Source organism: Shewanella sp. 10N.286.51.B8 (assembly GCF_041469325.1).
GTDB lineage: Bacteria > Pseudomonadota > Gammaproteobacteria > Enterobacterales > Shewanellaceae > Shewanella.
The window spans coordinates 83,227-105,782 of record NZ_JBFRKG010000041.1 but is presented as its reverse complement, the minus strand read 5'-3'; the positions used below and the strand labels follow the sequence as shown (position 1 = coordinate 105,782).

Annotated in this window: 24 protein-coding genes; 10 read left to right on the top strand and 14 right to left on the bottom strand. The window is 42.1% G+C overall.

Features of this window, described 5'->3' with window-relative positions; translation table 11 throughout:
• Nucleotides 1-6 precede the first annotated feature (6 nt).
• The 6 genes from AB4160_RS15850 to AB4160_RS15825 all read left to right on the top strand — a co-directional run bounded on the left by AB4160_RS15850 (nt 7) and on the right by AB4160_RS15825 (nt 4,292).
• Entirely contained in the window at nt 7-498 is a 492-nt protein-coding gene (locus AB4160_RS15850; protein WP_102519350.1) for a YcxB family protein, read from the top strand.
• A 41-nt stretch (nt 499-539) separates the two neighbouring features.
• Nucleotides 540-827, top strand: a complete 288-nt coding sequence (locus AB4160_RS15845; protein WP_102475559.1) for a hypothetical protein — start codon at nt 540-542, stop codon at nt 825-827.
• Nucleotides 828-977: 150 nt separating this feature from the next.
• A complete protein-coding gene (locus AB4160_RS15840; protein ID WP_102475560.1) occupies nt 978-1,853 on the top strand; it encodes a MipA/OmpV family protein in 876 nt (291 codons plus the stop codon).
• A 2-nt stretch (nt 1,854-1,855) separates the two neighbouring features.
• Nucleotides 1,856-2,275, top strand: coding sequence for a DUF3019 domain-containing protein (locus AB4160_RS15835; RefSeq protein WP_076541170.1), 420 nt, complete (start codon nt 1,856-1,858; stop codon nt 2,273-2,275).
• Nucleotides 2,275-2,988: a winged helix-turn-helix domain-containing protein gene (locus AB4160_RS15830; protein ID WP_102438828.1), complete on the top strand. Its 714-nt coding sequence runs from the start codon at nt 2,275-2,277 to the stop codon at nt 2,986-2,988. Before AB4160_RS15835 ends, AB4160_RS15830 begins: the two co-directional genes overlap by 1 nt.
• Before the next feature lie 17 nt (nt 2,989-3,005).
• Nucleotides 3,006-4,292, top strand: a complete 1,287-nt coding sequence (locus tag AB4160_RS15825) for an ATP-binding protein (protein ID WP_372005464.1) — start codon at nt 3,006-3,008, stop codon at nt 4,290-4,292.
• A gap of 146 nt (nt 4,293-4,438) precedes the next feature.
• Here the strand turns inward: AB4160_RS15825 and AB4160_RS15820 are convergent, their stop codons facing one another.
• On the bottom strand, nt 4,439-4,747 hold the full coding sequence (locus AB4160_RS15820) for a DUF1289 domain-containing protein (RefSeq protein ID WP_102438832.1): 309 nt from the start codon (nt 4,745-4,747) through the stop codon (nt 4,439-4,441).
• A gap of 210 nt (nt 4,748-4,957) precedes the next feature.
• On the opposite strand from AB4160_RS15820, the gene AB4160_RS15815 reads away from it, so the two are divergent.
• Entirely contained in the window at nt 4,958-5,545 is a 588-nt protein-coding gene (locus tag AB4160_RS15815; RefSeq protein ID WP_102438834.1) for a DUF4136 domain-containing protein, read from the top strand.
• A 611-nt stretch (nt 5,546-6,156) separates the two neighbouring features.
• On the opposite strand, the gene AB4160_RS15810 is transcribed toward AB4160_RS15815, so the two are convergent.
• The 6 genes from AB4160_RS15810 to AB4160_RS15785 all read right to left on the bottom strand — a co-directional run bounded on the left by AB4160_RS15810 (nt 6,157) and on the right by AB4160_RS15785 (nt 10,310).
• Nucleotides 6,157-6,600 carry a YiiD C-terminal domain-containing protein gene (locus tag AB4160_RS15810; RefSeq protein ID WP_082419996.1) on the bottom strand — a complete coding sequence of 148 codons (444 nt, stop codon included), beginning with the start codon at nt 6,598-6,600 and terminating at the stop codon, nt 6,157-6,159.
• Between the two features lie 65 nt (nt 6,601-6,665).
• Nucleotides 6,666-7,310 (bottom strand): DsbA family oxidoreductase, encoded by a 645-nt coding sequence (locus tag AB4160_RS15805; RefSeq protein ID WP_055024797.1) that lies wholly within the window; start codon nt 7,308-7,310, stop codon nt 6,666-6,668.
• 120 nt (nt 7,311-7,430) lie between these two features.
• Complete coding sequence (locus AB4160_RS15800) at nt 7,431-7,742, bottom strand: EthD family reductase (RefSeq protein ID WP_055024798.1); 312 nt, start codon at nt 7,740-7,742, stop codon at nt 7,431-7,433.
• Between the two features lie 45 nt (nt 7,743-7,787).
• On the bottom strand, nt 7,788-8,588 hold the full coding sequence (locus AB4160_RS15795) for an SDR family oxidoreductase (protein ID WP_055024799.1): 801 nt from the start codon (nt 8,586-8,588) through the stop codon (nt 7,788-7,790).
• A 141-nt stretch (nt 8,589-8,729) separates the two neighbouring features.
• Nucleotides 8,730-9,551, bottom strand: coding sequence for an AraC family transcriptional regulator (locus tag AB4160_RS15790; RefSeq protein ID WP_198589623.1), 822 nt, complete (start codon nt 9,549-9,551; stop codon nt 8,730-8,732).
• Between the two features lie 165 nt (nt 9,552-9,716).
• Nucleotides 9,717-10,310 (bottom strand): TetR/AcrR family transcriptional regulator, encoded by a 594-nt coding sequence (locus AB4160_RS15785; RefSeq protein ID WP_055024800.1) that lies wholly within the window; start codon nt 10,308-10,310, stop codon nt 9,717-9,719.
• Between the two features lie 109 nt (nt 10,311-10,419).
• On the opposite strand from AB4160_RS15785, the gene AB4160_RS15780 reads away from it, so the two are divergent.
• Together AB4160_RS15780 and AB4160_RS15775 are read left to right on the top strand one after the other, a co-directional pair.
• Nucleotides 10,420-11,238 (top strand): peroxiredoxin family protein, encoded by an 819-nt coding sequence (locus AB4160_RS15780; RefSeq protein WP_055024801.1) that lies wholly within the window; start codon nt 10,420-10,422, stop codon nt 11,236-11,238.
• Nucleotides 11,239-11,256: 18 nt separating this feature from the next.
• A complete protein-coding gene (locus tag AB4160_RS15775) occupies nt 11,257-11,814 on the top strand; it encodes a carboxymuconolactone decarboxylase family protein (RefSeq protein ID WP_055024802.1) in 558 nt (185 codons plus the stop codon).
• Nucleotides 11,815-12,012: 198 nt separating this feature from the next.
• Here the strand turns inward: AB4160_RS15775 and AB4160_RS15770 are convergent, their stop codons facing one another.
• The 7 genes from AB4160_RS15770 to AB4160_RS15740 all read right to left on the bottom strand — a co-directional run bounded on the left by AB4160_RS15770 (nt 12,013) and on the right by AB4160_RS15740 (nt 21,125).
• Entirely contained in the window at nt 12,013-14,178 is a 2,166-nt protein-coding gene (locus tag AB4160_RS15770) for an AAA family ATPase (RefSeq protein ID WP_372005462.1), read from the bottom strand.
• Complete coding sequence (locus AB4160_RS15765) at nt 14,175-14,612, bottom strand: VPA1267 family protein (protein WP_102484573.1); 438 nt, start codon at nt 14,610-14,612, stop codon at nt 14,175-14,177. The genes AB4160_RS15770 and AB4160_RS15765 overlap by 4 nt, the downstream gene beginning before the upstream one ends.
• On the bottom strand, nt 14,612-15,289 hold the full coding sequence (gene gmtX / locus AB4160_RS15760; protein ID WP_102439775.1) for a gamma-mobile-trio protein GmtX: 678 nt from the start codon (nt 15,287-15,289) through the stop codon (nt 14,612-14,614). Before gmtX ends, AB4160_RS15765 begins: the two co-directional genes overlap by 1 nt.
• Entirely contained in the window at nt 15,289-17,958 is a 2,670-nt protein-coding gene (locus AB4160_RS15755; protein WP_372005460.1) for an integrase family protein, read from the bottom strand. The genes gmtX and AB4160_RS15755 overlap by 1 nt, the downstream gene beginning before the upstream one ends.
• The gene (gmtY, locus tag AB4160_RS15750) at nt 17,958-19,415 is read right to left on the bottom strand and encodes a gamma-mobile-trio recombinase GmtY (RefSeq protein ID WP_372005458.1); all 1,458 of its coding nucleotides are present in this window, start codon (nt 19,413-19,415) and stop codon (nt 17,958-17,960) included. Before gmtY ends, AB4160_RS15755 begins: the two co-directional genes overlap by 1 nt.
• A 166-nt stretch (nt 19,416-19,581) precedes the next feature.
• A complete protein-coding gene (locus AB4160_RS15745) occupies nt 19,582-20,727 on the bottom strand; it encodes an HlyD family secretion protein (protein WP_102475562.1) in 1,146 nt (381 codons plus the stop codon).
• Nucleotides 20,728-20,729: 2 nt separating this feature from the next.
• Nucleotides 20,730-21,125, bottom strand: a complete 396-nt coding sequence (locus AB4160_RS15740; protein WP_241900959.1) for a DUF3302 domain-containing protein — start codon at nt 21,123-21,125, stop codon at nt 20,730-20,732.
• A gap of 231 nt (nt 21,126-21,356) precedes the next feature.
• On the opposite strand from AB4160_RS15740, the gene purT reads away from it, so the two are divergent.
• Entirely contained in the window at nt 21,357-22,553 is a 1,197-nt protein-coding gene (purT, locus tag AB4160_RS15735) for a formate-dependent phosphoribosylglycinamide formyltransferase (protein WP_372005456.1), read from the top strand.
• Nucleotides 22,554-22,556: the final 3 nt, after the last annotated feature.

The following is a 22,556-nucleotide window of genomic DNA, read 5'->3' as shown; positions in this document are numbered from 1 at the left end:
CGATACATGTCTACCAGCGAAACAAAAACAACAGCTTATAGCTATAGTGTTGAATATATTTTAGATCGATCTCATTTTGAAGAAACCTTCGATGAGTCAGTTGTCATTAATACCAGTCCAAAGCGTTACTTAAAATCTGTGGCATTTTTAGTCGCTGGATTTTTAATGACCATCACCGAGTTAAGCCCCTATGTTGCTTACTTCTTTATTGGTTTAGGGGCAGTTGAAGCACTGCAAGTTAGGTTTAATCGCGCTTGGTGGTTAATGAGGCAACTAATAAGTAAGTCAGCGAATAACCCAGTAAATTTAACCATTGACGATAACGGTATTCATTCAAAGTCGACTTATATTGATCATCATTTAGCTTGGGATGATGTTTATCGCATTGCAGAAACAAGCCAAGGTTTTTTACTCACAACCCAATTAACCAAGCATTATGTTTCTAAGCGCTGCTTAGATGACACTTGCAGTGATTTTATTCGCAAAAAAATGAACTAAGCATCTGTTTACATAACGTGTTAACACTTAGAGGAACAATTATGACTAAACCATCATTAAGTTTAAGTATTGTCGTAAGCCTTGTTATCTGCAGTTTTTTCAGCACAGATACCAATGCCAATGGAATACCAGCCCCTGAGGATACCGTAAAATCATTAACGGCGGCCTGTGAAAATATGGCCGCTGAAGAACAAATTGAAGCCATCGAAAAACAGCAATTTATTACCGACTGCATCAATGCTCAGTTAATTGAAATGGGCTATCAAAGGCAAGCACCGCTAGAGATTGAACAATCAAATACTGAACCAGTTGAGCAAGAATTAAATTAACGCCGTGACGCCTTTGGTTAAAAACGGCTTAATGTAAATTAATCACACCAGTATCAGTTTGTATCATTAAGGTAAAATCAGTGTAGCTAAATAATGAACAATGTTAACATTATGTTTATTGAAGTTTTATTGATTAGGTAGCAGCCTTAGATGTATCGATTATTGCTCATACTTACCATTGTTATTGCTGGTATCAAGCCAGCGCAAGCTGAAGACACCTGTCAAATTGATGGCGACTGCATTGTGGTTGGTCAATGGGATGTCAGTCTAGCTTTGGGCTGGGGCAATAAAACCAACCCAGTAAGTACCTATAAAGATATACCTATCTATGTCATACCCTCCGTCGCCTATTATGGTGAAAGCTGGTTTTTTGACAACTTCAATTTTGGCTACACCCTGGTAGAGCAAGAAAGTTTTACCCTTAATCTCGCGAGCAGTTATAGCGATGAGCGTGCTTTCTTTTATCGCTGGGACCCATCAAACATTTTTTTACCCCAAGCCAGTAGCTTTGATGAGACGGTTGAACTCCCTGCAGCGGATCTCACAGAATCTAGAGGTATATCACAACCTGAGGTTTTAAATGAGCTTGAAACCAGACACTTCACTGTATATGGTGGTGTGGAATTTTTTTGGTACGGCAAATTAGGTATATTAAGACTCACCGCAGCCCATGATTTACTTAATGTTCATAATGGACAAGAAGCGAGTGCCAGTTGGTCGTACTCTTTAGCTCTTGATAAATTCCGCTTTGATTTATCATTAGAAGCTGATTGGAAAAGTTCGCAAGTTATTGCTTATTACTATGGTATTAGATCAACTGAAAATCTATACTGGAACACGCAATATCAGCCAGGTTCTGGCTGGAATAAAGCGATTGAGCTAACGACACGTTATAGTCTTTCACAACGCTGGGATTTACTTTTAGCGGCACGTTACACCCGGTTAGCTGATGAAATTATTGACAGTCCAATTATTAATGAAAATTACTCTCGCTCCTACTTCATTGGAGCTGCATATAGGTTCTAATCTTGTTCAGTAAACAAGAATATAACCTCTATCACTTTTTCGGTATATTAATACTGATATTTAGTGCTTTCTGCGTCAAAGCTGATACGCTTGAAACGCAAGCACAGCTTTCGGCTACGCCTCATTTATGCCTCAAAGACGCTCAAAACAAACATTGCGAGATGGATATTGAGCTAAATTGGCAACTGAAAACTGACCAACTCATTTGTATTGAATCTAACTATCAAGCAATGAGTCGCTGGTGTAGTGATTCTACTGATGATCATTCATTGCAATTTTCAGTAAAAACCAATAAAGACATTCACTTTGTCTTGGTAAGTAAAAATAATAATAATGAATTGGCGGACGTAATCCTAAAAGTCACCACAATGTCCGAACCTAAAGTTCGCAGACGTTACCGAAATCCTTGGAGTTTATTTTAATGGCACCCCCCCCATCAACTCATAGAGTTCTGTTGGTAGAAGATGATATTCGTCTTGCCAACTTAATTGTGGACTACCTAAAATCACACGATATGCACGTTGAAGTTGAACGACGTGGCGATACCGTTTTAACACGATTGATTAGTTACAAGCCTGATATCATCCTACTTGATATTATGCTGCCTGGACTTGATGGATTAAGCCTGTGTGAAAAATTACCTGACTACTTCTCAGGCCCTATATTGTTAATGAGTGCGCTTGGCTCTCCAGAAGACCAAATCAAAGGCCTAGAATTAGGCGCTGATGATTATGTTGTCAAACCTGTCGACCCAAGCTTGTTAGTGGCACGTATAAACAACCTATTACGCCGTCAGGCACAACCGCCAAAACCAGAATCTCATTGTTTAAGCTTTGGTAAGTTAAGCATCGACCCGCATACCCAAGCGATTCGCTTAGGCAATACCGAGGTTGATTTAACTAGCCATGAGTTTGAATTATTGTGGTTACTGGCGTCACAAGCGGGGCAAGTATTAAGTAGACAATACATCTACCAATACTTACTCAATATCGATTTTGATGGTAAAGACAGAAAAATTGATGTGCGCATATCTCGCTTACGTAAAAAGCTTGGAGATAGTATCGAAACACCATTCAGAATAAAAACTGTTTGGGGACAAGGTTATTTATTCGCGCCTGAAGCGTGGAATAACTAATTAGGTCATAGAAGACTTTGAAAAGACTCTTCATCAGCCTATACCTATTACTTAGCTTAAGCTTTTTAGGTATAGGCTGGACATTAGATAGCCTCTGGCAACAGCAAGTCGATGAATACGAGAACATTGACTCGCCATTAATCGCCTTTGCATTATTATTGTCTTTGCAACCTAAAGAGCAGCGCTTAGCGCAGCTTAAAATCATTCAAAAGCAACACCCCTACCCGTTAGCTTTATTTGAAAAAGATGAAATTGCTTTAAGTGGCAATGTCGAATTCTTGGCCAATGAAATAGTCACCACCACCACTGATAGCAGCCACGAATTGCAATTTATTGCCGTGGGTGATCAAGTGTTAATGGCAGGCCCAGTAGATATCGATCCCCGCGGGTTGCTGCGTAATATTTTTACGATATTCTTTTATTTGATGCTGGCCTTTGTCGCCTTAATTTGGGTATGGCCATTATCCAAAGATCTCAAAACCCTTAAAAAAGCCACGCAAAACTTTGGTGAAGCCAAATGGGATACCCGTATTGAGCTCAATCCCGGCTCTCAAGTCGCACCGTTAGCCAACACCTTTAATGACATGGCGCGGCATATCAGTGATTTAATTGAAAACCAAAAACACCTCTCTAATGCCGTATCACACGAAATCAGAACCCCGCTAGCACGGTTAAAGTTTGCTTTAGCCTTACTACCACAATATTGTTTGCCCAATAGCGATGAGCAACGACGCCAGCAATTTCTTGATGACATGCAAATTGATATCAAAGAAATGGAAACCTTACTGCAAGAGCTATTGACCTATGCCAGCTTAGAAGTGCAACAAGAGCCCACATTAGAGCGCTGCGGCTTAGTGTCCATTACAGAAGAGCTGATCACGCGTTTAACCCCATTAAGCGATAAACCGATTAAATTTAAGCATATGTATAGTGAGTTATATGTGATGGCAGAACCACTGCTGATTGAGCGTGCGATTCAAAATCTTGTTACTAACTCCCAACGCTACACCCATAATGAAATTGTTGTGTCTTTGTCTGAAGATGACCAACACCTGCTCCTAACAGTATCTAATGATGGTCCCGTGATCCCTGAAGAAGATCATGAAAGATTATTTGAGCCTTTTTATCGCAGTAAGTCACAGCACCAAGGCAATAAAGGCCATGGTTTAGGCTTAGCCATTATCAAACGCATCATGTTGCGCCACAAAGGCGATGTCACATTAACCAGTGATGATGACAACACTTGTTTCACTTTAATGTGGACAAAAAGTAAACGCGAACTAGCTGCAGAAAGCGCACATTAATCTCAATGGTTAGCTTAACGCTGAAGCTGACGATAGAAATAATGGAGATTGGCCGTTAGCGGCGCAGGCTGTAATAGACCCACCACATCAAACTCAATAATATTAATTACAGCTAAAGCCTACCTAAAACCACAAGGTTGCAATCACTAATCTAAGCTAAAATCAGCCAAATCAATGTTGTCATCATCAGTTTGTTCATCAAAGTCAAATTGTGGATTAGCCTGAGCTTGCTGCTGTTTTATCGCTATTTGATGGGCTTTAAATTTGGCATATTGTCGGCGGCGCTTTCGCTGCTGGCATAAGCGAATAATATTATGCTTTTGTGCATCAGAAAAATGCAGCCAGTTAAAACGCTCATCTCGATTTCTCAAACAGCCATTACAATATCCGCGCGCATCAGTTTGACACACACCTATGCAAGGACTTGGGACGGAAAAAAAACTTAACTGTTCCATATTTAACTGACGTTTCTCTCCGACAAAATTGAAGTTTTATGCTTCTAACTTAGCATTAATTAACCAAAAAGCCATGTTCAGCGCTGGTTATTTGACCGACGAATTCTGTGTAAGATTGGTTTACTGCAGGCTTTTGATTTAAGCTGATTATTAATTCGCTCAAGAAAACATCCTATAACAAACAGATTCATTGATTAACCGGAGCCACTTATGCTATTTCGTGCGTTATTTACAATGTTACTTCTACTAGGATTAAGCGCCTGCCAAAGCACCACAGGAAAGTCAGACTTTGATACCAAATATGACTTTAGTCAGTTAAAACGATTTCATTTTATTGAAGTGTCAAATCAAGGGGATCAACTTAGCGCCGAGCGGATCAGAGCCAGTATACGTGCCAATTTATTAGCCAAAAACTTTATCGAGCAAGTAGAAAATGACTTAGCCGTGAGTGGTGAAGCCACTGGTAATGACATAACTGGTGACTTTGGCGTCAGCTACGCCTTTTTAACCAAGGACAAACCAAAAAGCTCAGGGCTTTCTATTGGTCTAGGTACTGGTACTAGTGGCAGTAATGGTGGTATTGGGATTGGTACTAGCATGGGAATCCCCATCGGCAGTGACAGCGCTAAAATCCAAGTGATTCAAATTGATATTATAGATTTAAAAGATAACCGACTCATCTGGCGCGGCACTGATGAATATGACTTTGAATCTGGTGGTAATGAAAAAGTCACTGAAACGACCAAAACCATTAATACCATTCTGGCTCAGTTCCCGCCTCAGGCTGCTGTAAAATAACAATTAATCTTATTCTTTATAAGTTGCTAAAATAAAAAGTCCGCGACCAGAGTATACAGTAAAAACCATGTTCATTTGCGCGTGAGTGAGTGACAAACCTTTACTGGCAATGCTTCTTGTGACATTTAAAGCGTACACACTATGTATATTGGTGTGTACGCTTTTTATCCCTGAAGGCTTAGCAAGGCGATGGCATCACTGCGTGAAAACCATCACCCTGCCAAAAGGGTATTTAAGGGACATGATGGTAAAGTAAAATAATAAAGCCACTCCTTACGCTCGCACAGCTCACTACTCGCTAGGCATTTATGATTTTTCTTGACCACCCGCTGAAACACGTTTCTGGACAGAAATCATTTAGAGTACTCTGTCTACGTCGACTAATATTGATTAGAAAAAGTATCCGAAATTATCAAAGATCTATAATTAGTTTCACCCTCTTTATCTACAAAACGAGCGGTGAACGGTAGCCGAAGAGTACAGGGCAAGATCACGAAGCTTTACCTTGTGCTAAGTTTTTTATCTTATACTTCTTTTTGATAACAAACCAAGTCAACCATGTCTAAGCTCAATTTATTCAAGTACTTTGTAGCCTTCATTGCATTTTGACCTTATAACTCTTTATTAAAAACGACGTATACTCCCTCAAAAGTAGCAACCAACTCATCCGCACAAAATAGATTGCAGGCTATTTGAACACGACCTTTTCCCTTGCGTTGAAACGCACGATGAAACCGAGACCACGCCGTAAGGTTGTCATATTTACATACTGCTGTTACATCTTTGCTGGCGGGTTTCAAGTATCGAATGCTATTTTTTTGAATAACAATTTGATGTTTTTTACCCTCCAGCTGGGCATAAACTAAAGACCAACCTGCCAAAATACCAACAACAGACAAGCTGCCGCCAAACACCGTATTCATGTGGTTTGTATTCATTCTCAATGGTGCAGTAATCTCGATATTTTTGCTGCTACAAGTATTCACACCGATACCGAGAGACTTTGATACTGGTATATGATGATGAAGGTAGACTTCAAGCTCTCTATGTTTCATATAGACCGTTGCCTTTTTTAGACCGCCAAAATATTGCAAAAGTCCGTTTTAGAGGGATGCAGGAATTACATTTTAGCTAATTCAGTTAATACTTGCTTATACGTATCCACTGATTGGGCTCCAGAAATAGCGCTCTCGCGATTGAATACAACTGTTGGAACACCTGATATACCCGCTTGTTTCCATTTCTGTTCCAGCGACTGGACATGACTTCGCATATTATCGTCATCTAGGCATTGCATTGCTTCGTCAACATTAATACCAAGACTTTGCAACTCTTGCTCGAGGGTACTCTTGCTGGATATATCTTTTTGCTCGCTATAAAACGAAGCAAATAACCGGTTTTTAAGCTCGGTTTGCTTGCCTACACTTTTTGCATGCTCCAGAAGAATATGAGCATCAAGGGTATTTACAGCTTTTAGCCCGTCAAAGTAGTCGAATTTAAACCCAACGTCTTCTCCAAGCTCTGTCATCTCTTTTCTGAAACGAATGCTATCTTCTAATGTAGTACCGTACTTCCTTTTAAGGTGGGCACGTAGGTCTTCACCTTCAAGCGGCATATCTGGATTTAACTGAAAAGGTTGCCACTCAATCTCAATGCGATCTTCTATCCCAAGCTCTTTTATCGCGGTATTTAAACGCTTATAACCGATAATACACCAAGGACAAATCACATCTGACACTATATCCAATTTGATTTTCTTATTCATATTTAACTCTTTTTTATCAAGCGTTTAGCTTCAATTTTATTTCATTAAATAACACTAAGCTGAATCCAAATTGTTTATTATTCGGTATCCTGCTCATTTTCACCGTAGAGAGTTGCGGTTCTATATTTTTTGCTCACAAAGCTGAATTGTTGGAACGGTATTAGTGAAGTTCGGTACATCAGCTTTTATCTTCTCTGCATTTGGGCCAAATGCCGTTTGAAATGACTCTATAGATTCAAATGAAATTGTACTAATCGCCACATATGCCGCTGCTTCACCAGGAACAACACTTGTTAGCCCTGCATCTACTGTCGCCCCTTTTAGTGCGTCTCCCAGAAGCTCTCCTATCATAGGAACATGTTTGTTGCAGTAGTAATCAAAATCAAAAATCACATCATCGTTATTTGGGTATATTACGTATACTTTAATCATTGCTTTTTCCCTTTTTCTTTCACTAAAGTTTTAAACTGTTGGGGGTTACATTTTGTTCTTGGGCATTGCTTTTCCAATCATTGATTCACCCATTATTGCCTGCTTTTGGTGGGAGATGATCCCAGAAAGAATAGCGGTCATTCGATTACGTTTACCTGGAACCACAACTGCTTTTCTACCCAAACCATTGATAGCTATTTCTGCTACTTCCGCAGGATCTTTTGCAACCATAGGTAGTTTTGACCAGTCAACACCATTATCAGCAGTCATCGGTGTAGTTGTTAACCCAGGAGAAAGAACCGTTACATCAATACCTTTGGGTTTAAGTTCGCCATGAAGAGATGCACCTAGCTGAAGAACATAGGCTTTGGTACCTGCATAATTTGAAAAATATGGGGAAACCATATGACCAGAAAGACTTGATACCATTAAAATACCGCCTCTTTTTCTTTCGATCATCGCTGGTGTAAAGTGGTGAGTCAGTTGCAATACAGAGGTAACGTTAAGCTGTATCATCTTCAACTCTTGCTCTAGAGATGATTTAGCAAACGAACCATTAACTTCAATACCAGCGGCTAGTACAAGTAGCCCAATACTTTTGTCAATTTGCTTAACTTTTTCGACGCCTTCTGACGTACTTAAGTCAGCAGAAACTGTCATTGCTTTAATTCCGTAGCGTTCCGTAAGCAACGTAGCTTGCTCTTCAAGCTCTTTTTCTCGACGAGCGACCAAAACAACGTTCAATCCTTTTGCCGCAATCTGGCTTGCCATTTCTGCGCCAATGCCTGATGTTGCCCCTGTGATAAGTGCCCAATCACCATATTTTTCTTTAAAGCTGATACCCATAATTCGTTACCTTTCTCTGTGTTTAGTTGATGGGGTAACTATATGGAATTTGGAGGTACAGAGCTCTCCATAAAAGTTCAAAAATTGCTCACATTAGTTCAAACGAGCCAACCTGAATAGAAAGGTTAAAATGCGGTGGTGTCAAGTTAAACGAAATTGAGAAGGGGATAGGCCTGTTTGTCCTTTAAAGGCACGGTTAAACGTGGAAACCGACTCGAAACCCGTTTCAAAAACGATGTCGGAGATACGTAAGCTATTATCTTTCAGTAACACTTTAGCTTTGTTGATTTTTAATTTGCTAATGTATTTTATTGGGGGTTCTGAATACACCTCTTTAAACTTACGTTTAAAAGTAGAAACACTCATATGACACAGTGCTGCCAACTCATCCACACTCAGATCCGCATACAGATTACTTTGGATAATATCTTCAAATTTGGCAAAGTTAGGTTTAAACATAGAAGCAAGAAAATCGAGTTCAGAAGGTGCGCCGGTTCTTTTCGCCATAAGAATGACAAATTCACGTAGTTTGCTCTCGATAAGCAAATCATCCGCCAACTCTGGAGAATCCAGCAATATACTGATGCTATCACGATAGTGCTCTAGCAATTTGTCCACTTCAACCTGCAAAATATTATAATCGACCCTGTATTTTGACTGGCTAATATCAAAGTTAAACAGTGACTGAAATATTTCAGGATAGAGAAGGATACCAATCGCTTCACCTGCACCTTCATCATTATGATAGCTAGTGTTTTCATAAAAGTAGTTAGTGCATTTTGCCAGTATTCCGCAGTTTTTGTTCAATGAAGCAGATTCTGTCTGTTCCCTGACGTTAAAATCGCCATTTGTGACAAACGCAAAACACGCTTCACTGTCTACAAATACGCGCGGCATACGTTTGAAACTGGGTATATCTTGTTTTTGAAAAACAATACGTCCATTATATTTTATTGTTTTCATTTAAAGGCACCATTCAATAGTATTGCGATAAGGATAAAGCAGTCTACCTGCTCGATTAACTAATTGGCTCAACTAGAATCGTGTTGCTACGGTGCTGCATTCATAATCATTAGACATCTAAAACTCGACAACAAAACTAAAGCTCGAGAATAGCCTACGCATAATCTATTTTTCAAATGTACTCAATACAAGCATGAATACGTGTATAGATCGAGCGAGAGATTCATGTGGTCTTTGCCCTCTTGATTGAACTTTGAGTCCTTGACGAAACGTAAGGAAATAGTCGGTCAAATGCTCCGCATCTATACCATCAATAAGTCGTTCTGTTTTCTCATATTGAGTAAAAAATGCCAGTGTTGCAATACGACCTTGTTCAAACTTCTTAATAACATACTCATAGAGGGCTGGTTCGTTTGATTTTAATTCAACAATACTGTTTGTAATTAAGCAGCCGTAAGTGAGTAGATCATTCTCTGGATTTAAGAACTCACTATCAAATAAATATTGAAGATTCTCTGATATTAATTTATCTGAGTCGAGTTTCCTGAGTACCACAGACATGTGATGCTCAACATAGAAATCTACTATACATTTAAACACGGTTTCTTTGTTGCCAAACGCGTTGTAAATACTGGTTTTAGTTAATCCTGTAACGGTCGATAATTGATCCACCTTAGTCGACGCATAACCATGCTGCCAAAAATATTTGGCCATAACTCCAAGCACTTCTATCTCGTCAAACTGTCTTTTCTTTGCCATTTATCTATACAACTACATAAAATTCTTATTGACACCTATTGTACTAGTTAGTACATTAATTGCAAATGTACTAACTGGTACAATTAAACAAAACAATGAGGAACAAACGATGTTTTCAGCTATAGCACTATCACTACTTGGATTTGCCTCAACGGTGATTGGAAGTTTGCATTACTTTCTAAAAGTAAAAAAGAACAAGCCTCCCAAAAATCCTATCATCCTTATGCTAGCACTTGCGGCAGGTGTCCTTTTGGGGCTAGGTGCAATTATCAGTGGGATTATAAATATGCATTGGAGCTTTGTTTTCGTTGTCTTAATGTCCAGCTTTTCCATATTTCTTGGTGGTAAATTCATTTGGGTATTCAGTCAAAAAGATACTCCTCTAGGTGATATTAAAGTTGTAATTGGAGATAAGTTCCCACAATTCGAATCAACAACATATGACAACGAGATTTATTCGGCTGATGACATAAAAAATCAACGCGTTCTACTCAAGTTTTACCGAGGTGCTTGGTGTCCATACTGTAGTGCTGAATTAAAAATGTTTAACGATATGAAACCGACCCTAGATCGATATGGCGTTAAGGTCGTTGCGTTGTCGGGAGATACGGCAGAACAAGCAAAAATGCACATCGAACGAGATAGTTTAGATTTTCTTCTTTTGTCAGACCCAGAACTCAAAGTAGTTAAACAATACGGCGTTGAACACCACAAGGCTTTAGGGGCTGACTCGTCTAAAACAAAAACAGTATTAGGGCTGCCATTTCCTACTTCATTTGAATACAAATCAATGTCTATCCCAACATCGGTCTTAATTGATGAACATGGTGTCATCCAATGGATAGATCAGTCTGAAGACTATCGACTAAGAGCAAGCGAAGAACGATTAACTCAAGCCTTACGTAACGCTTTCACCATTAATAAATAATAAACCGAGAGAATTATTATGTTTAACTACCACAATATTGAAACAGCACCAGAAGCTTCAAAGCAAATGATGGAGCAATCTAAAAAATCACTTGGTTTAATTCCAAATTTACATAAAGTGCTAGCAGATGCTCCCGCAACTTATCAAGCTTATTTGAAGACTTATGAGTTATTCACGCAAAGTACACTATTCAGTCCACTCGAAGCTCAAGTGGTTCTGATGACCTCAAACTTTGAAAACAACTGTCACTATTGCGTTCCTGGTCATACGTGGATCATGAAATCAGCTAATATGCCAGAAAGCATTATTGAAGCACTACGGGAAGGAAATGAGTTACCTGATGTCAAACTACAAGCGTTGCATGTCTTTACTAAAGAGCTACTAGATAATCGTGGTCATATAGGTGATGAAAAGTTGCAGAACTTTCTAACGGTAGGATACACTGAGCGGCATGCACTTGAAGTGTTGACAGGCTTAGCTTGCAAACTCATTTCAAATTTCACCAATGCATTATCTCATACACCAGTTGATGCCCCATTAAAGGCTTTTGACTGGACTCACCCTTCAGAGAGGTAAGATCAATCTGAAGAGAGTATCTACTGATACTCTCTTTTAATGGCCGTGTATTTTCATAAGTATATGTGTTGTGGATTAGTAAATTTGGCCACATAGTCAGAACTCTAGGCATAAAGAAAAGTAAGTCAAATTACGAATCTTTAGTATAGCCTCATTCCTGCTCTAGCTTGTTATGGGGCATAAACGAGTTTGAAATTGCTAACTCAATAGTTCTTTTAGGTAACTATTCCGCTTATGAGAGTGACTAGGTGCCTCGGTGATCTGCTTCATGTCATCACTACTACCAACGATATGGATTTCACTTTCAGCTCTCGTGATTGCCGTATAGAACCATGCTCTATCTACTATTCTTCCGTTTTGCAGAGCGATGATGATGCGTGGAAACTGTGACCCTTGAGCTTTATGTAGGGTGATTGCGTAACCCAACTCCATGCAGTCGAGAACGGATTGTGTTATCTCAACCTTTTCACCTGTATCTAGCGTCACTTCACCGTAACTATCCCCAGAAGGTTTGGCGTTAGTTAGTGTGCCAAGCGAACCGTTCTGAACACCTTTGTCGTAATGGTTCTGCGTGAATAGCACCGCATCATTCATGCGAAGGGGCAAAAAGAACTTATCCCCATTGATTTCGAACTCAAGGCTAGTGCTATCTGGGTTAACGGCTTGTTGGGTGAGCTTATTGATTTCTGATACGAGTGCCTTGGTTGGAGCCATGACGCGACTGTTTTCAGGACACTGTTGGTAAAGCTCACAACAGACTTTGGCAATGTCTGTTTTACTGGTTTCGTGAAAGTGTATTGCACCTGTACTTAATTGCTCAGGCGTCACACCTTGATTAATGAGCTTTGAGTATTCGGGGATACCCGTTGAACCTTCCTGTCTCTTAACGATATCTAGCATCGTATTCGCCACCGTTTTTGCTTCAACGATGTCTGCCAACACCTTGCCGCAGCCGATGGGTGGAAGTTGATCGGGGTCGCCAGTGAATATCAATCGTACAGAGGGGTGAATGTGATTCACAAGACGATACATGGTTGGCAAGTCAATCATACTTGCCTCATCAATCACCAGTAGGTGATTTGTTTTCTCGACACTGGGTTCTATGGGGTCTTCACGCAGCAATTTGGCAATAGTCGAGGTAACAAAACCGATGGACTCATGAAGTCTCATTGCAGCACGACCGCTGAGCGCAACGGCGTGTATTTCAAATCCAAGTTGATGGTAAGCCCTGAGAGCCGTTCTGAGTACCGTTGTCTTGCCTGTTCCTGCACCGCCCGTAATACAGCTTACCGAATTATCCAGACACGTTGTTACGGCTTCGATTTGTTTAGGGGTTAATTCGTAGGGAAGCTCCGCAACCGCAGAGCAATACGCAGCATTGGCGTTTTCATCAAACAAGTCATTCCGCTTAATCAGTATATTTAGCCGTTTGGCAACGACACTTTCCATCAGAAGTTGCGCCGTTGGATGGTAGGTTCCTGTGTCGGGGTTTAAAATGTACTGAGCTTTATCATGACCTGATTTGAACGCCTGAGTGACCAGTGTTTTGTCTCTTAATAGCTTGTTGAGGTAAGGGCGCACATTGGCATGAGTGGTATAGGTGTGACCTTTTTCAATCTCCTTGCGAATCGCCATTTCCAGAGCAGCGCTGAGCCTTCTTGGGTCATCCTTCGCAACATCGCTCTTAAAATCCGTTAACTTGATAATGTCTTCAATGGCACCGAACGAAAGACCAAAGCCCATTAAAGCATAAGGATTATCCTTGATAACATCGATGGAGGCTTCACCGTGATGCTTGAGTAGTCGTTGCTGCACACTGGCAGGGATGTTGTACTCGCTCATCCAGTTGCAATGAGCCAGATTTTTATATTTGGCGTACCCCTTAAAGAGCGCTTCCACTGAATCTTCACTCAAAATCGATGTCAGACGCTTTCTGGACTCTGGGGTGTCATTTCTCAGTGTGGCATGGAAGTCTTTACCCAAGAGCTGCCAGAGCGCTCTAGCTTTGCTTTCGCCAATACCCTTGAAGTCACTTTCTCTGGCGATAAATCGTATCAGTTGCTCACCTGTTTCGGGTAAAGTGCATTCAATATGCTTGGGTGATTCATACGTGTGCTGCTGCATTACATAATCACCCATCTCCATATTTTCTATCTGTCGAGCACCTCTGACTGACCAATGCTGACCCAGCGTTGGAAGCACAGGGATGCTATCTGGGTCGGCTTTGATGGTGACGTAATACTTCCCACTATTGGTTTTGTAAGAGTCTTTCGCCAGCGGTACACCGCTGAATATCACCATCTTGGTCGAGCGATAAGGGATACTGGTTACACGCATTTGGTCTTCATGCAAAGCGGTATTCATCGTGGCATCAACCCCATTTCGGATAAAGTTTCAGATAGCTCACCAAAGCGCTCAAGTCGCTTTTCAAGCTCCTTGACCTTGGCTTTCAATTCAATGTTCTCAGCTTCTAATGACGACACCCGCTTTGAATCGAGAAGCTTTCGATTTGCTGTGTTGTCATAGGCTTGAGGTTTGCCCTCATTCTTCTTGGCAGCGTCGGTCAACGGTGGCAGGACACCTTTACCGCGCAGCTCATCTTCTAAGGCTTTGAGTGCTTTCTTGAGGGCAGGATTTTGGTTTAAAGCCGATTTTCCACAACCAATACCCTTTGCCACTTCAATGCGATTAAGCTGACCTCTAAACACGATTTGTTTAAACTCATCGTCCGTCTGTGTGGCTTTCCAGACCTCAAATGCCTCAAGGTTTTGTTGCGCTTTCTGCTGCCCACTTGCCATTAGTCATCTACCTCACCCAATAGCTTGCGAAGCCCTGTGACAAAGCCTCTAGGGAATACTTCGCTGTTGTATTCCATGTCTTTTACCTGACCCGCCTGAGTAGTTTGCCAGTCGTTCTTTTCCATACATTCATCAGAAATTGCATACGCTAAGGCTTTTTTCTCTGATTCGGTGAGTACGCCTGATAGGGATGGCAGCACTTCAACACTTGGCTCTGCGGTGGTGTCAAACTGGCGCACAGGGCGTTTGTCGATGGTAATATTGGCGTGTTGCTTGAGCAAATTAACCTCTTTGCGGTAACGGTTACGCTCCGCAATAATTTGACCAAACAAGGCGCGTACCGCAGGGTCTGGGATGCGCTCTAGCAGTTTATTATCCGCAGGGATGGATTTAGACCGTGAGGTGTTGGATAACGGTTTTTTGGTATTGGTATTGTACTTTGCCGCCCATGCTTCGATGAGTGTTCGGTAGTGCTTGTTACGGGTAGCACGCAACGCCTCATACGCCACCCCGCCATTTTCGACAGACACCCGCCCAATTTGCGTAATGGAGAAGTCACGCTGACCTGATTCTGCATAGGCTTTCAGCGTGTCGTTGAGCTTATCGAGGTTTTGTTGCGTGCGAGGCACTTTACCTTCTTTTAAGTCAGCCAGAATAACATCAATATCGAGTTCCATTAGTCCTCCAATAAGTTCGGTAGTGCGATGCCATCTAGATTAATGGCTTTATCAGTCAGAGCATGAATGCCCTCAGAGAACAGCTTGTTATCAGTCAGGTATTCACCCGCTTCTATGTAGCTCGCCACCTTACGGTAACCTTCGAGCTTGTCGTCAGGGTCAGCAATTTTCGCCATTTGGCGCAGCATAGCATTGGCGGCGATGAGCTGTTGTTTGTCGTCCATTTCCATGAAAATCGGCTCGAAGCCTTTTTTCATCAGCACACGACTGAGTTGCATCGAGCGCTTTTGAATAACAGGGGTTTTACGCAGTTCGTCCTGTAAATCAGGGTAAAACTCCGCGTCATCACAAAGCAGCGATAAGTGCAGTAATTCAGAGTCGGTTTCGATAAACTTCAAGGCATGGCTGACATCTTGCTCAGAGCCAACCGCAATCAGCTTATCTTTGGCGTCATCCTCATTCCTGGCTTCTTCGACGCGAATGATTTTGTTGATAAGCTCAAAGCACGCTATCCAATCTTTGGCGTATTCATCGGCTTCGATTTGCTGTTTTTCATAGCGGCGCTGTAGTGCTTGCAGTTCATCATGCTTGATGAACGGCTTACCTTGCTCTTCACAAAAGAACTGTTCATCTTTGAGGGCTTCTAGTTCACCCTCAATTTCCACAGAGAGGTTAGCCGCTTGATGCGCCTTGTAACTCAGTTGATTGAAGTGGGCATTAAGCGCAGGTAGGTATCGAGCCTCGGTAATAAACCAGCGACAGCGAATACAGTTTTCAGAGCCATGTGGCACGCTACCATAAATGCGCTTACTGACAGTTTTTGCATTATTAATCAACTCACCACCATTCCAGCAGCCGCCAATGGTACTGACTTCATCCGATTTCACGGTGTTGCCTCCAACCAGACACATCCCACACGAGCGTTCTTCCCAGCCTATCGGATTGCGATTAACCAGTGCCGCTTGAATGCTATCATCACTGTGATACACCATCTTGCATTGGATTTGCTCCATCGAAGCATCTTTAAGGAAGTTGCGCACTGATTGTTTGGATTTCGCATCCAACTCACCATGCGCTTCATCCATTTTCTCTGCCATCACGGACGGGGTAATTTTGTTGTAGTAGATAGTCATCAACAGGCGTGTATGCCCCGCCAATAGCTTAGAAATGACAGGCAATGGTAGTTGCGTATCCATTGTATACGCCGTGATGAGTGAGACACGCAAACTGTGCAAGGGAAAAAGTGTGGCAGCCTTATCCCGTTTTGGCGTACCCTCTGGATAATCCACAACCAGTTTTAAGCGCTCGCCGTTATCTAGTGTGTTGCCTTGCTCTGCGAGTTGGTTTTCTAGCGTCAGTAAGAGTTGATACCAGAAAATCGCTGTATTTGAATCGCCTCTAACTGGTTTGTGCTTATTCTCGCCCTTTGCTGATGCATCACGAAACAAAAAGGCAATCTCACCCATGCTTTCTAACTGTTTGTCTGATTTTTTAATTCCAGTATGCTTTCTCAGTAGAGTGGTGCAATCGGTGGGCTTTGCAATCGGGTTGTATTTTTCTTGCCAGTTACGCAGTTTTTCCAGCCAGTACAACACTTCCTCGTTTTGCCAAGGAATGATGTAGCCACGCTCCAGTTCATCTTTGTTCTGGTCAGCGGTTTTGTTGGTGTTGATATACAAGCCTGTGGAATACAGCCCTGTCATGGTGTCGTGAATGCGGCGGAAGACACCTTTTCCGAATGGGCGTTTCTCGCTGCCAAGGGCAAAATCATGTTGGGTGTTCTTTACCCATTGACCGTTTTCATAGCGCCATGTATCGGCTTCACCACTGTCCAGCATACGCACCTGATAGGAACGCAGTGGTAGATGGAGCTTTATTAAAATCACCATCGCTTTGACAGGCGACCAGATTTGGTGAAGGGTGATTTGTTCGCCTTTTCGAGTCACTTCTTTGGTACGCCACACACAATCAGGGTCGGACGCATCAATCAGCTCTGGCTCGACTTCAAACCAGTCACCATCACCGCCAGAAGTTCCTTGTCCTGTTTGCTGCTGCGCCCATGTCCAGTGCTTGAAATGTCGATAGTGATAGGCAGGAAGCATGGATTCATCGTCCTTGAGATTTTGCTCAATGACGGTGAGTTCAGTTTTATCAGGCAACGGACAAAGGATTTGGCGCAAATCCTGAATGTAGCGATACGGTAAAGGGTTACGCACGGTTTCCGTAGTATTATCTTGCCCTTTGATTTTGCTGAGCGGGTTTTGAACCAGTGGCACAAGGTTGCCATTGTCATCTTCTTCGGAGAACACTTTTTCAATAACAAAGTCGATGAAATCACAAGGGATATTAACGCTCTTTGAAATTTCATACGCATCTGTAAATCGACCTTTTGCTAGTTTCTCCAACTCTTCACTGGAGCATTGATATCCCTTGTAGCCCTTAAAAAACAAATCTATATTGTCAATGGCATAGGGTGCATATTCAGCAATATAAGCCTCAAAGAAGCGGCTTAACGCATCCCGCTTATGGTGAATACCAGTGGTTTGTGTCGCCATCCACTCAGCAGCCAACTCCTGCCATTGTTGCCACTCCGCGCCAAGCGTGGTGAGCATCCATGAGAAAGTTAAATCCGATGAGCGTCCGTCGTGTTTTCTGCCTTTGTTCGCCATTATTTACCTTTCAATTTTGGATGTTTGCCAGTGAAGTAGCCCTGCGGGTCGATGTCATCAAAGCCATGCTCAACCAGTGCTTTCCAATCGAGCGCTTTGACTTTGGATTCAGGGTTTGCCAGTTGTAGTGTCGCTTGGGTCAGTTCATCAGAGATTTCCTGCTGACCTTTGCCTGTGTAGGGAATTTGTGAATCTAGGGACTTATGGTGCATGCAGCGTCGAATCACCAACGGGTTCAATCCTGAGCGTTCTAATCGTCTACCGTAATTATGACGATGCCCGTGAGGGTCTTTACCTTCAGCCTTGCTTTGCTCCAAACCAATGCGCTTCAAGCCGTTGGCGTAGTTATCATGGAAAGCGTTGATGGTGTAAGGGTTGCCGAAAGCACTGTGATGAAACGAAATAAACGCATAAGGGTGGTGACAGTCGATGCTGGCTCGGTACTTTTGATAGTTTTTCCACAGTGACATAAACACTTTGCCATAGTCGGTTGGAAACCACTGAACTTGTATGTAGTTGTCTTTATGGTCAACCACACGATTCTTCCAGCCAAGATGAGCTGTACCTTTCATGCGCTGGCGAGGGATACGCGCATACTTTTCTTTTAAGTACGTTTCTCTATTCTGATTTTTAGAGCGAACTTCAGGGTCACTTGGCGCTTTGCCATCGACTTCATTATAAATTCGAACGATTGCACTATCTGGGTTATAGGGATCTTCAAACACATCTGTCACCCAAAGGGTTAAAGCCTCGCTTTCGCGTAGTCCGCCACCGTGCATGAGTAGGAGTATTAATTTGTCCCTGAGTGCCACTCGTGGATCGCTTGCGCCACCAATACCGTTCATATAAAAATCTGTCCAATGCTTTTCAGGAAAGGCGATGGCGTCATCTTCGGTTTTGGTGAGCGGCGTGCGTCCTTTAATGGTTCGCGCCTTACGGATGGTTTTGTTCACAGTCTTATCTTCGATATGACCAAGGAAATCGTTTTGGTTTTTGCGATACCATGCAGCGTAATTCAATCGCTGCTCATGCGGGGTAGCATTACGCAAGGGATTCATGGACGCAGTGCCGTGCTTGTTTGCCAACCAATCTGTAAATGCCGTCAATCGATGAATATGCTTATTCACGTTACTGGTTGAACTTGGCACCCAATACAAACCTGATGGGTCAAGTCCATCCTCACCAATCGTTCCTGTATACAACCGCTTAGAAAAGGTCTGAAAGAGCAACTTCGGATCGTCAAACAATCCTCTATTTGCTTCCATATAATCCAGCAACAAGGACACCGCTTGAATAAACCCATTCATGACGGAGTTACTCACACCGTCTGCCTCTAGCTTGAGTAGGTAGTCTGTGACCGTACTTAACTCTCCTTGCTCAGTTAGCAAGATAGGCAGTTGGCTTTTGATGCCCGTATTGTCCTCTACAATCGTTGCTCTAACTTTTACTGATGACAAACCATGTTTCCCTTATACATATCGTACACACCATTTACTATACACCTGTCATGTTAACTGTGCAAAAAAAAGGCAGATTTCTCTACCTTAATACACATTATACACCCTTTAAGTTACTATATATAACAATCGCGGACTTTTTTATAAAAGAATAATCACATTATCACTAATGCCCTTCAGCAAACAGATAATTGAGCCAACCTTGCATCCGCAATAACACTTTACGAATAATCGAAACATGAGTGAAATGCTCGGTATAAATTGCCGCTTGCCCAGCTACACCTGCAGGCAAGCTGGTGCGTAGTTCATCGTCAGCTAACTCGATTAATACTAACACCCGGCCACGCTTAAATAACTCATTTGAAGAGCGCAGCGCACCGCCAAATTGCAGCTCACCTTCTGACATTGCAGGTAATACCTTAACGACTTTACCTTTATGTACTTGGCCAGGCATAGCATCAAGGATAATTTCCGCTTCATCACCTTCTTTTAAGCGCAGTAATGAATTTTGCCAAAATGCACCAGCAAAGTAGCGGTCTTCATCAGGTATAAATGTCATAGTGGGTCGCAGCGGAATAGGCACAGCCATCACCCCCGGACGCAACGCCATTTGAGTGACTATGCCATCAACTGGTGCTTTCACTTCGGTTTGTTCTAAATTAAAGATAGCGGCATCAAGTTCGGCTTTAACCACTGCTACATCAGTATTTACCCCGTCGATGTTTGACTCAAATGCCAGTCTAAAACGGATTTCTTCCGCTAACGCCGATTTAAAAGCAGCTTCTGCTGCTAAATATGATTGGCGTTTATTATCTAACTCAATTTCAGAAAATGGCGAGTTTCTACCACCTTTACGGCGACCTTCATCATAACGCTCAAAGGCAGATTTGGTTCTGTCACGATTAGCCTCTGCTTGCGCTGCGCGGGCAATCGCACTATCCCATGAGGCTTTTAATTGTGGCACGGCTTGCAGTGCATCTTCCAGTGCCGCTTCTTTTTGTTTAACGACAGCAATGAAAGGGGTTGGGTCGATTCTAAATAGCACTTCACCTTTTTTGACAGGGACATTGGGCTTAACATTGACTTCAACCACTAAGCCTTTTACTGCAGGATTGATTGGGATTGAAACGAAATATTCACGGGCAAACTTAGTATAAGGATGGTTATAGTTCATCAGTACTAATAAAGTACCAATTAATACTATTCCGCCTAACACCGCCGTTGGCACAGTCCATTTGTTGAGTGGGATTTTAAAAATTTTGAATATCGCCACACATAAAGCGGTATAGGTTAATATCAGTAACAGATCCATCGCTACGCTCCTTGTTCTGGCTGCGGTTGAGGTTTAACAGCATCGGTGACGCTTGCTTGTTCCGATGGCGACTCAATAGAGATTAAACGCTCATTTAGGTCATTAACCTTATCTAACAATTCTTTCACTTCACCTTCCAACATAAGCTCTCGCTTCTTACCATCACTAAAGCCCCAGCCTCTATCTTCGCGGTATAAGGTTGCCCAAATCCATAAGAATGGCCAAATAGCGTGTAGGGTAAATAAACTGACCCAACCAGCGATATGCAAAGCATCCTGCTGTGGGTGATTACGCTTTTTAGCAATTTCATAGGGGATATCATGAATCGCGATAACACCGTAAAAAATAACTAATGCTACAAAAAACAGCAGTCCTAGAGCAAAATAATCCAAAAACATATGACACTCCTATCACAATCAAAGCAAAAGAAATAACAACCAAAATCAACAAGCTGGCAACCTCAAGATAACACAAGGCAATAGCTAAAATAACCAATTAAAGTGCTTTATTCGCTATAAAAATAAGAGTTTTCACGTGATCTTTTACACACTTATCGGTTTAGCTAATCAATCAAATACGAATAAAAGGTAAACTGCCTCGGCTATTTTTTCCCCCTACAAGGTTAAATAATGAATAACAATGTCCCTTTCACCTTTGGTACCGCTGAAACTGACGGTGCAGTTAAAGCCATGCTGCTAGGTTGTGGTGAGCTTGGTAAAGAAGTCGCTATCGAATTACAACGCTTTGGCATCGAAGTTATTGGCGTAGATCGCTACCCTAATGCTCCAGCCATGCAAATTGCACATCGTTTTCATGTGGTAAACATGTTGGACGAAAAAGCATTACGAGACGTTATTGAATTAGAACAACCGCATCTAGTGATCCCAGAAATTGAAGCTATCGCTACTCAAACCCTAGTTGAGTTAGAAAAAGGCGGCATCAATATCATTCCAACAGCTAAAGCGACTCAGTTAACCATGGATAGAGAAGGCATTCGCCGCCTAGCCGCTGAAACCTTAGGTATTCCAACATCGCCTTATTTCTTTTGCGATACATTCGCTGAGTTTACTGCCGCAATTGAGCAAATTGGTCAGCCCTGTGTGGTTAAACCTGTAATGAGTTCATCAGGTAAAGGTCAAAGCGTGATAAAAACCAATGCGCAAATTGAACAAGCTTGGCAATACGCTCAAGAAGGTGGCCGCGCGGGTGGTGGGCGAGTGATTGTGGAAGGCTTTATTGATTTTGATTATGAAATCACCTTGCTGACCATTAGTGCTGTCAATGGCATTCATTATTGTGATGCCATTGGCCACAGACAAGAAGACGGTGATTACCGTGAGTCTTGGCAGCCTCAAGCAATGTCAGCAGCTGCACTTACCAAAGCGCAGCAAATTGGTGAGCAAGTAGTAACCGCGTTAGGCGGCTATGGTTTATTCGGTGTTGAGCTGTTTATCAAAGGTGATGATGTTTACTTTTCAGAAGTATCACCGAGACCCCATGATACTGGTTTAGTCACGCTTATCAGCCAAGATTTATCTGAGTTTGCTTTGCATGTTCGGGCTATTTTAGGCCTGCCTATTACCGAAATTAAGCAACATGGCGCAAGTGCCTCTGCGGTTATTCTGGCTGAAGGAAAGTCTGAAAATATTCGCTATCAAGGCGTTGCTGAAGCATTAGTGCAAATGGATACCCAAATTAAGCTGTTTGGTAAACCTGATATTGATGGTAGACGCCGTCTGGGTGTTGCCTTAGCCCGTGATAACAATATTGATAATGCCATAACGAAAGCCATAGCATCGGCGGCAAAAGTTAAGGTTATATTTTAGCTT

What these genes read in the sequence shown, in the direction of transcription:
- AB4160_RS15805 (WP_055024797.1), bottom strand. Translation starts at nt 7,310, where the DNA reads ATGAATAAGAAAATCAAATTGGATATAGTGTCAGATGTGATTTGTCCT.
- AB4160_RS15785 (WP_055024800.1), bottom strand. Translation starts at nt 10,310, where the DNA reads ATGGCAAAGAAAAGACAGTTTGACGAGATAGAAGTGCTTGGAGTTATG.
- AB4160_RS15840 (WP_102475560.1), top strand. Translation starts at nt 978, where the DNA reads ATGTATCGATTATTGCTCATACTTACCATTGTTATTGCTGGTATCAAG.
- AB4160_RS15745 (WP_102475562.1), bottom strand. Translation starts at nt 20,727, where the DNA reads ATGGATCTGTTACTGATATTAACCTATACCGCTTTATGTGTGGCGATA.
- purT (WP_372005456.1), top strand. Translation starts at nt 21,357, where the DNA reads ATGAATAACAATGTCCCTTTCACCTTTGGTACCGCTGAAACTGACGGT.
- AB4160_RS15815 (WP_102438834.1), top strand. Translation starts at nt 4,958, where the DNA reads ATGCTATTTCGTGCGTTATTTACAATGTTACTTCTACTAGGATTAAGC.
- AB4160_RS15800 (WP_055024798.1), bottom strand. Translation starts at nt 7,742, where the DNA reads ATGATTAAAGTATACGTAATATACCCAAATAACGATGATGTGATTTTT.
- AB4160_RS15845 (WP_102475559.1), top strand. Translation starts at nt 540, where the DNA reads ATGACTAAACCATCATTAAGTTTAAGTATTGTCGTAAGCCTTGTTATC.
- AB4160_RS15820 (WP_102438832.1), bottom strand. Translation starts at nt 4,747, where the DNA reads ATGGAACAGTTAAGTTTTTTTTCCGTCCCAAGTCCTTGCATAGGTGTG.
- AB4160_RS15850 (WP_102519350.1), top strand. Translation starts at nt 7, where the DNA reads ATGTCTACCAGCGAAACAAAAACAACAGCTTATAGCTATAGTGTTGAA.
- AB4160_RS15755 (WP_372005460.1), bottom strand. Translation starts at nt 17,958, where the DNA reads ATGGCGAACAAAGGCAGAAAACACGACGGACGCTCATCGGATTTAACT.
- AB4160_RS15790 (WP_198589623.1), bottom strand. Translation starts at nt 9,551, where the DNA reads ATGAAAACAATAAAATATAATGGACGTATTGTTTTTCAAAAACAAGAT.
- AB4160_RS15795 (WP_055024799.1), bottom strand. Translation starts at nt 8,588, where the DNA reads ATGGGTATCAGCTTTAAAGAAAAATATGGTGATTGGGCACTTATCACA.
- AB4160_RS15830 (WP_102438828.1), top strand. Translation starts at nt 2,275, where the DNA reads ATGGCACCCCCCCCATCAACTCATAGAGTTCTGTTGGTAGAAGATGAT.
- AB4160_RS15765 (WP_102484573.1), bottom strand. Translation starts at nt 14,612, where the DNA reads ATGGCAAGTGGGCAGCAGAAAGCGCAACAAAACCTTGAGGCATTTGAG.
- gmtX (WP_102439775.1), bottom strand. Translation starts at nt 15,289, where the DNA reads ATGGAACTCGATATTGATGTTATTCTGGCTGACTTAAAAGAAGGTAAA.
- AB4160_RS15780 (WP_055024801.1), top strand. Translation starts at nt 10,420, where the DNA reads ATGTTTTCAGCTATAGCACTATCACTACTTGGATTTGCCTCAACGGTG.
- AB4160_RS15770 (WP_372005462.1), bottom strand. Translation starts at nt 14,178, where the DNA reads ATGAATACCGCTTTGCATGAAGACCAAATGCGTGTAACCAGTATCCCT.
- AB4160_RS15775 (WP_055024802.1), top strand. Translation starts at nt 11,257, where the DNA reads ATGTTTAACTACCACAATATTGAAACAGCACCAGAAGCTTCAAAGCAA.
- AB4160_RS15740 (WP_241900959.1), bottom strand. Translation starts at nt 21,125, where the DNA reads ATGTTTTTGGATTATTTTGCTCTAGGACTGCTGTTTTTTGTAGCATTA.
- AB4160_RS15810 (WP_082419996.1), bottom strand. Translation starts at nt 6,600, where the DNA reads ATGAAACATAGAGAGCTTGAAGTCTACCTTCATCATCATATACCAGTA.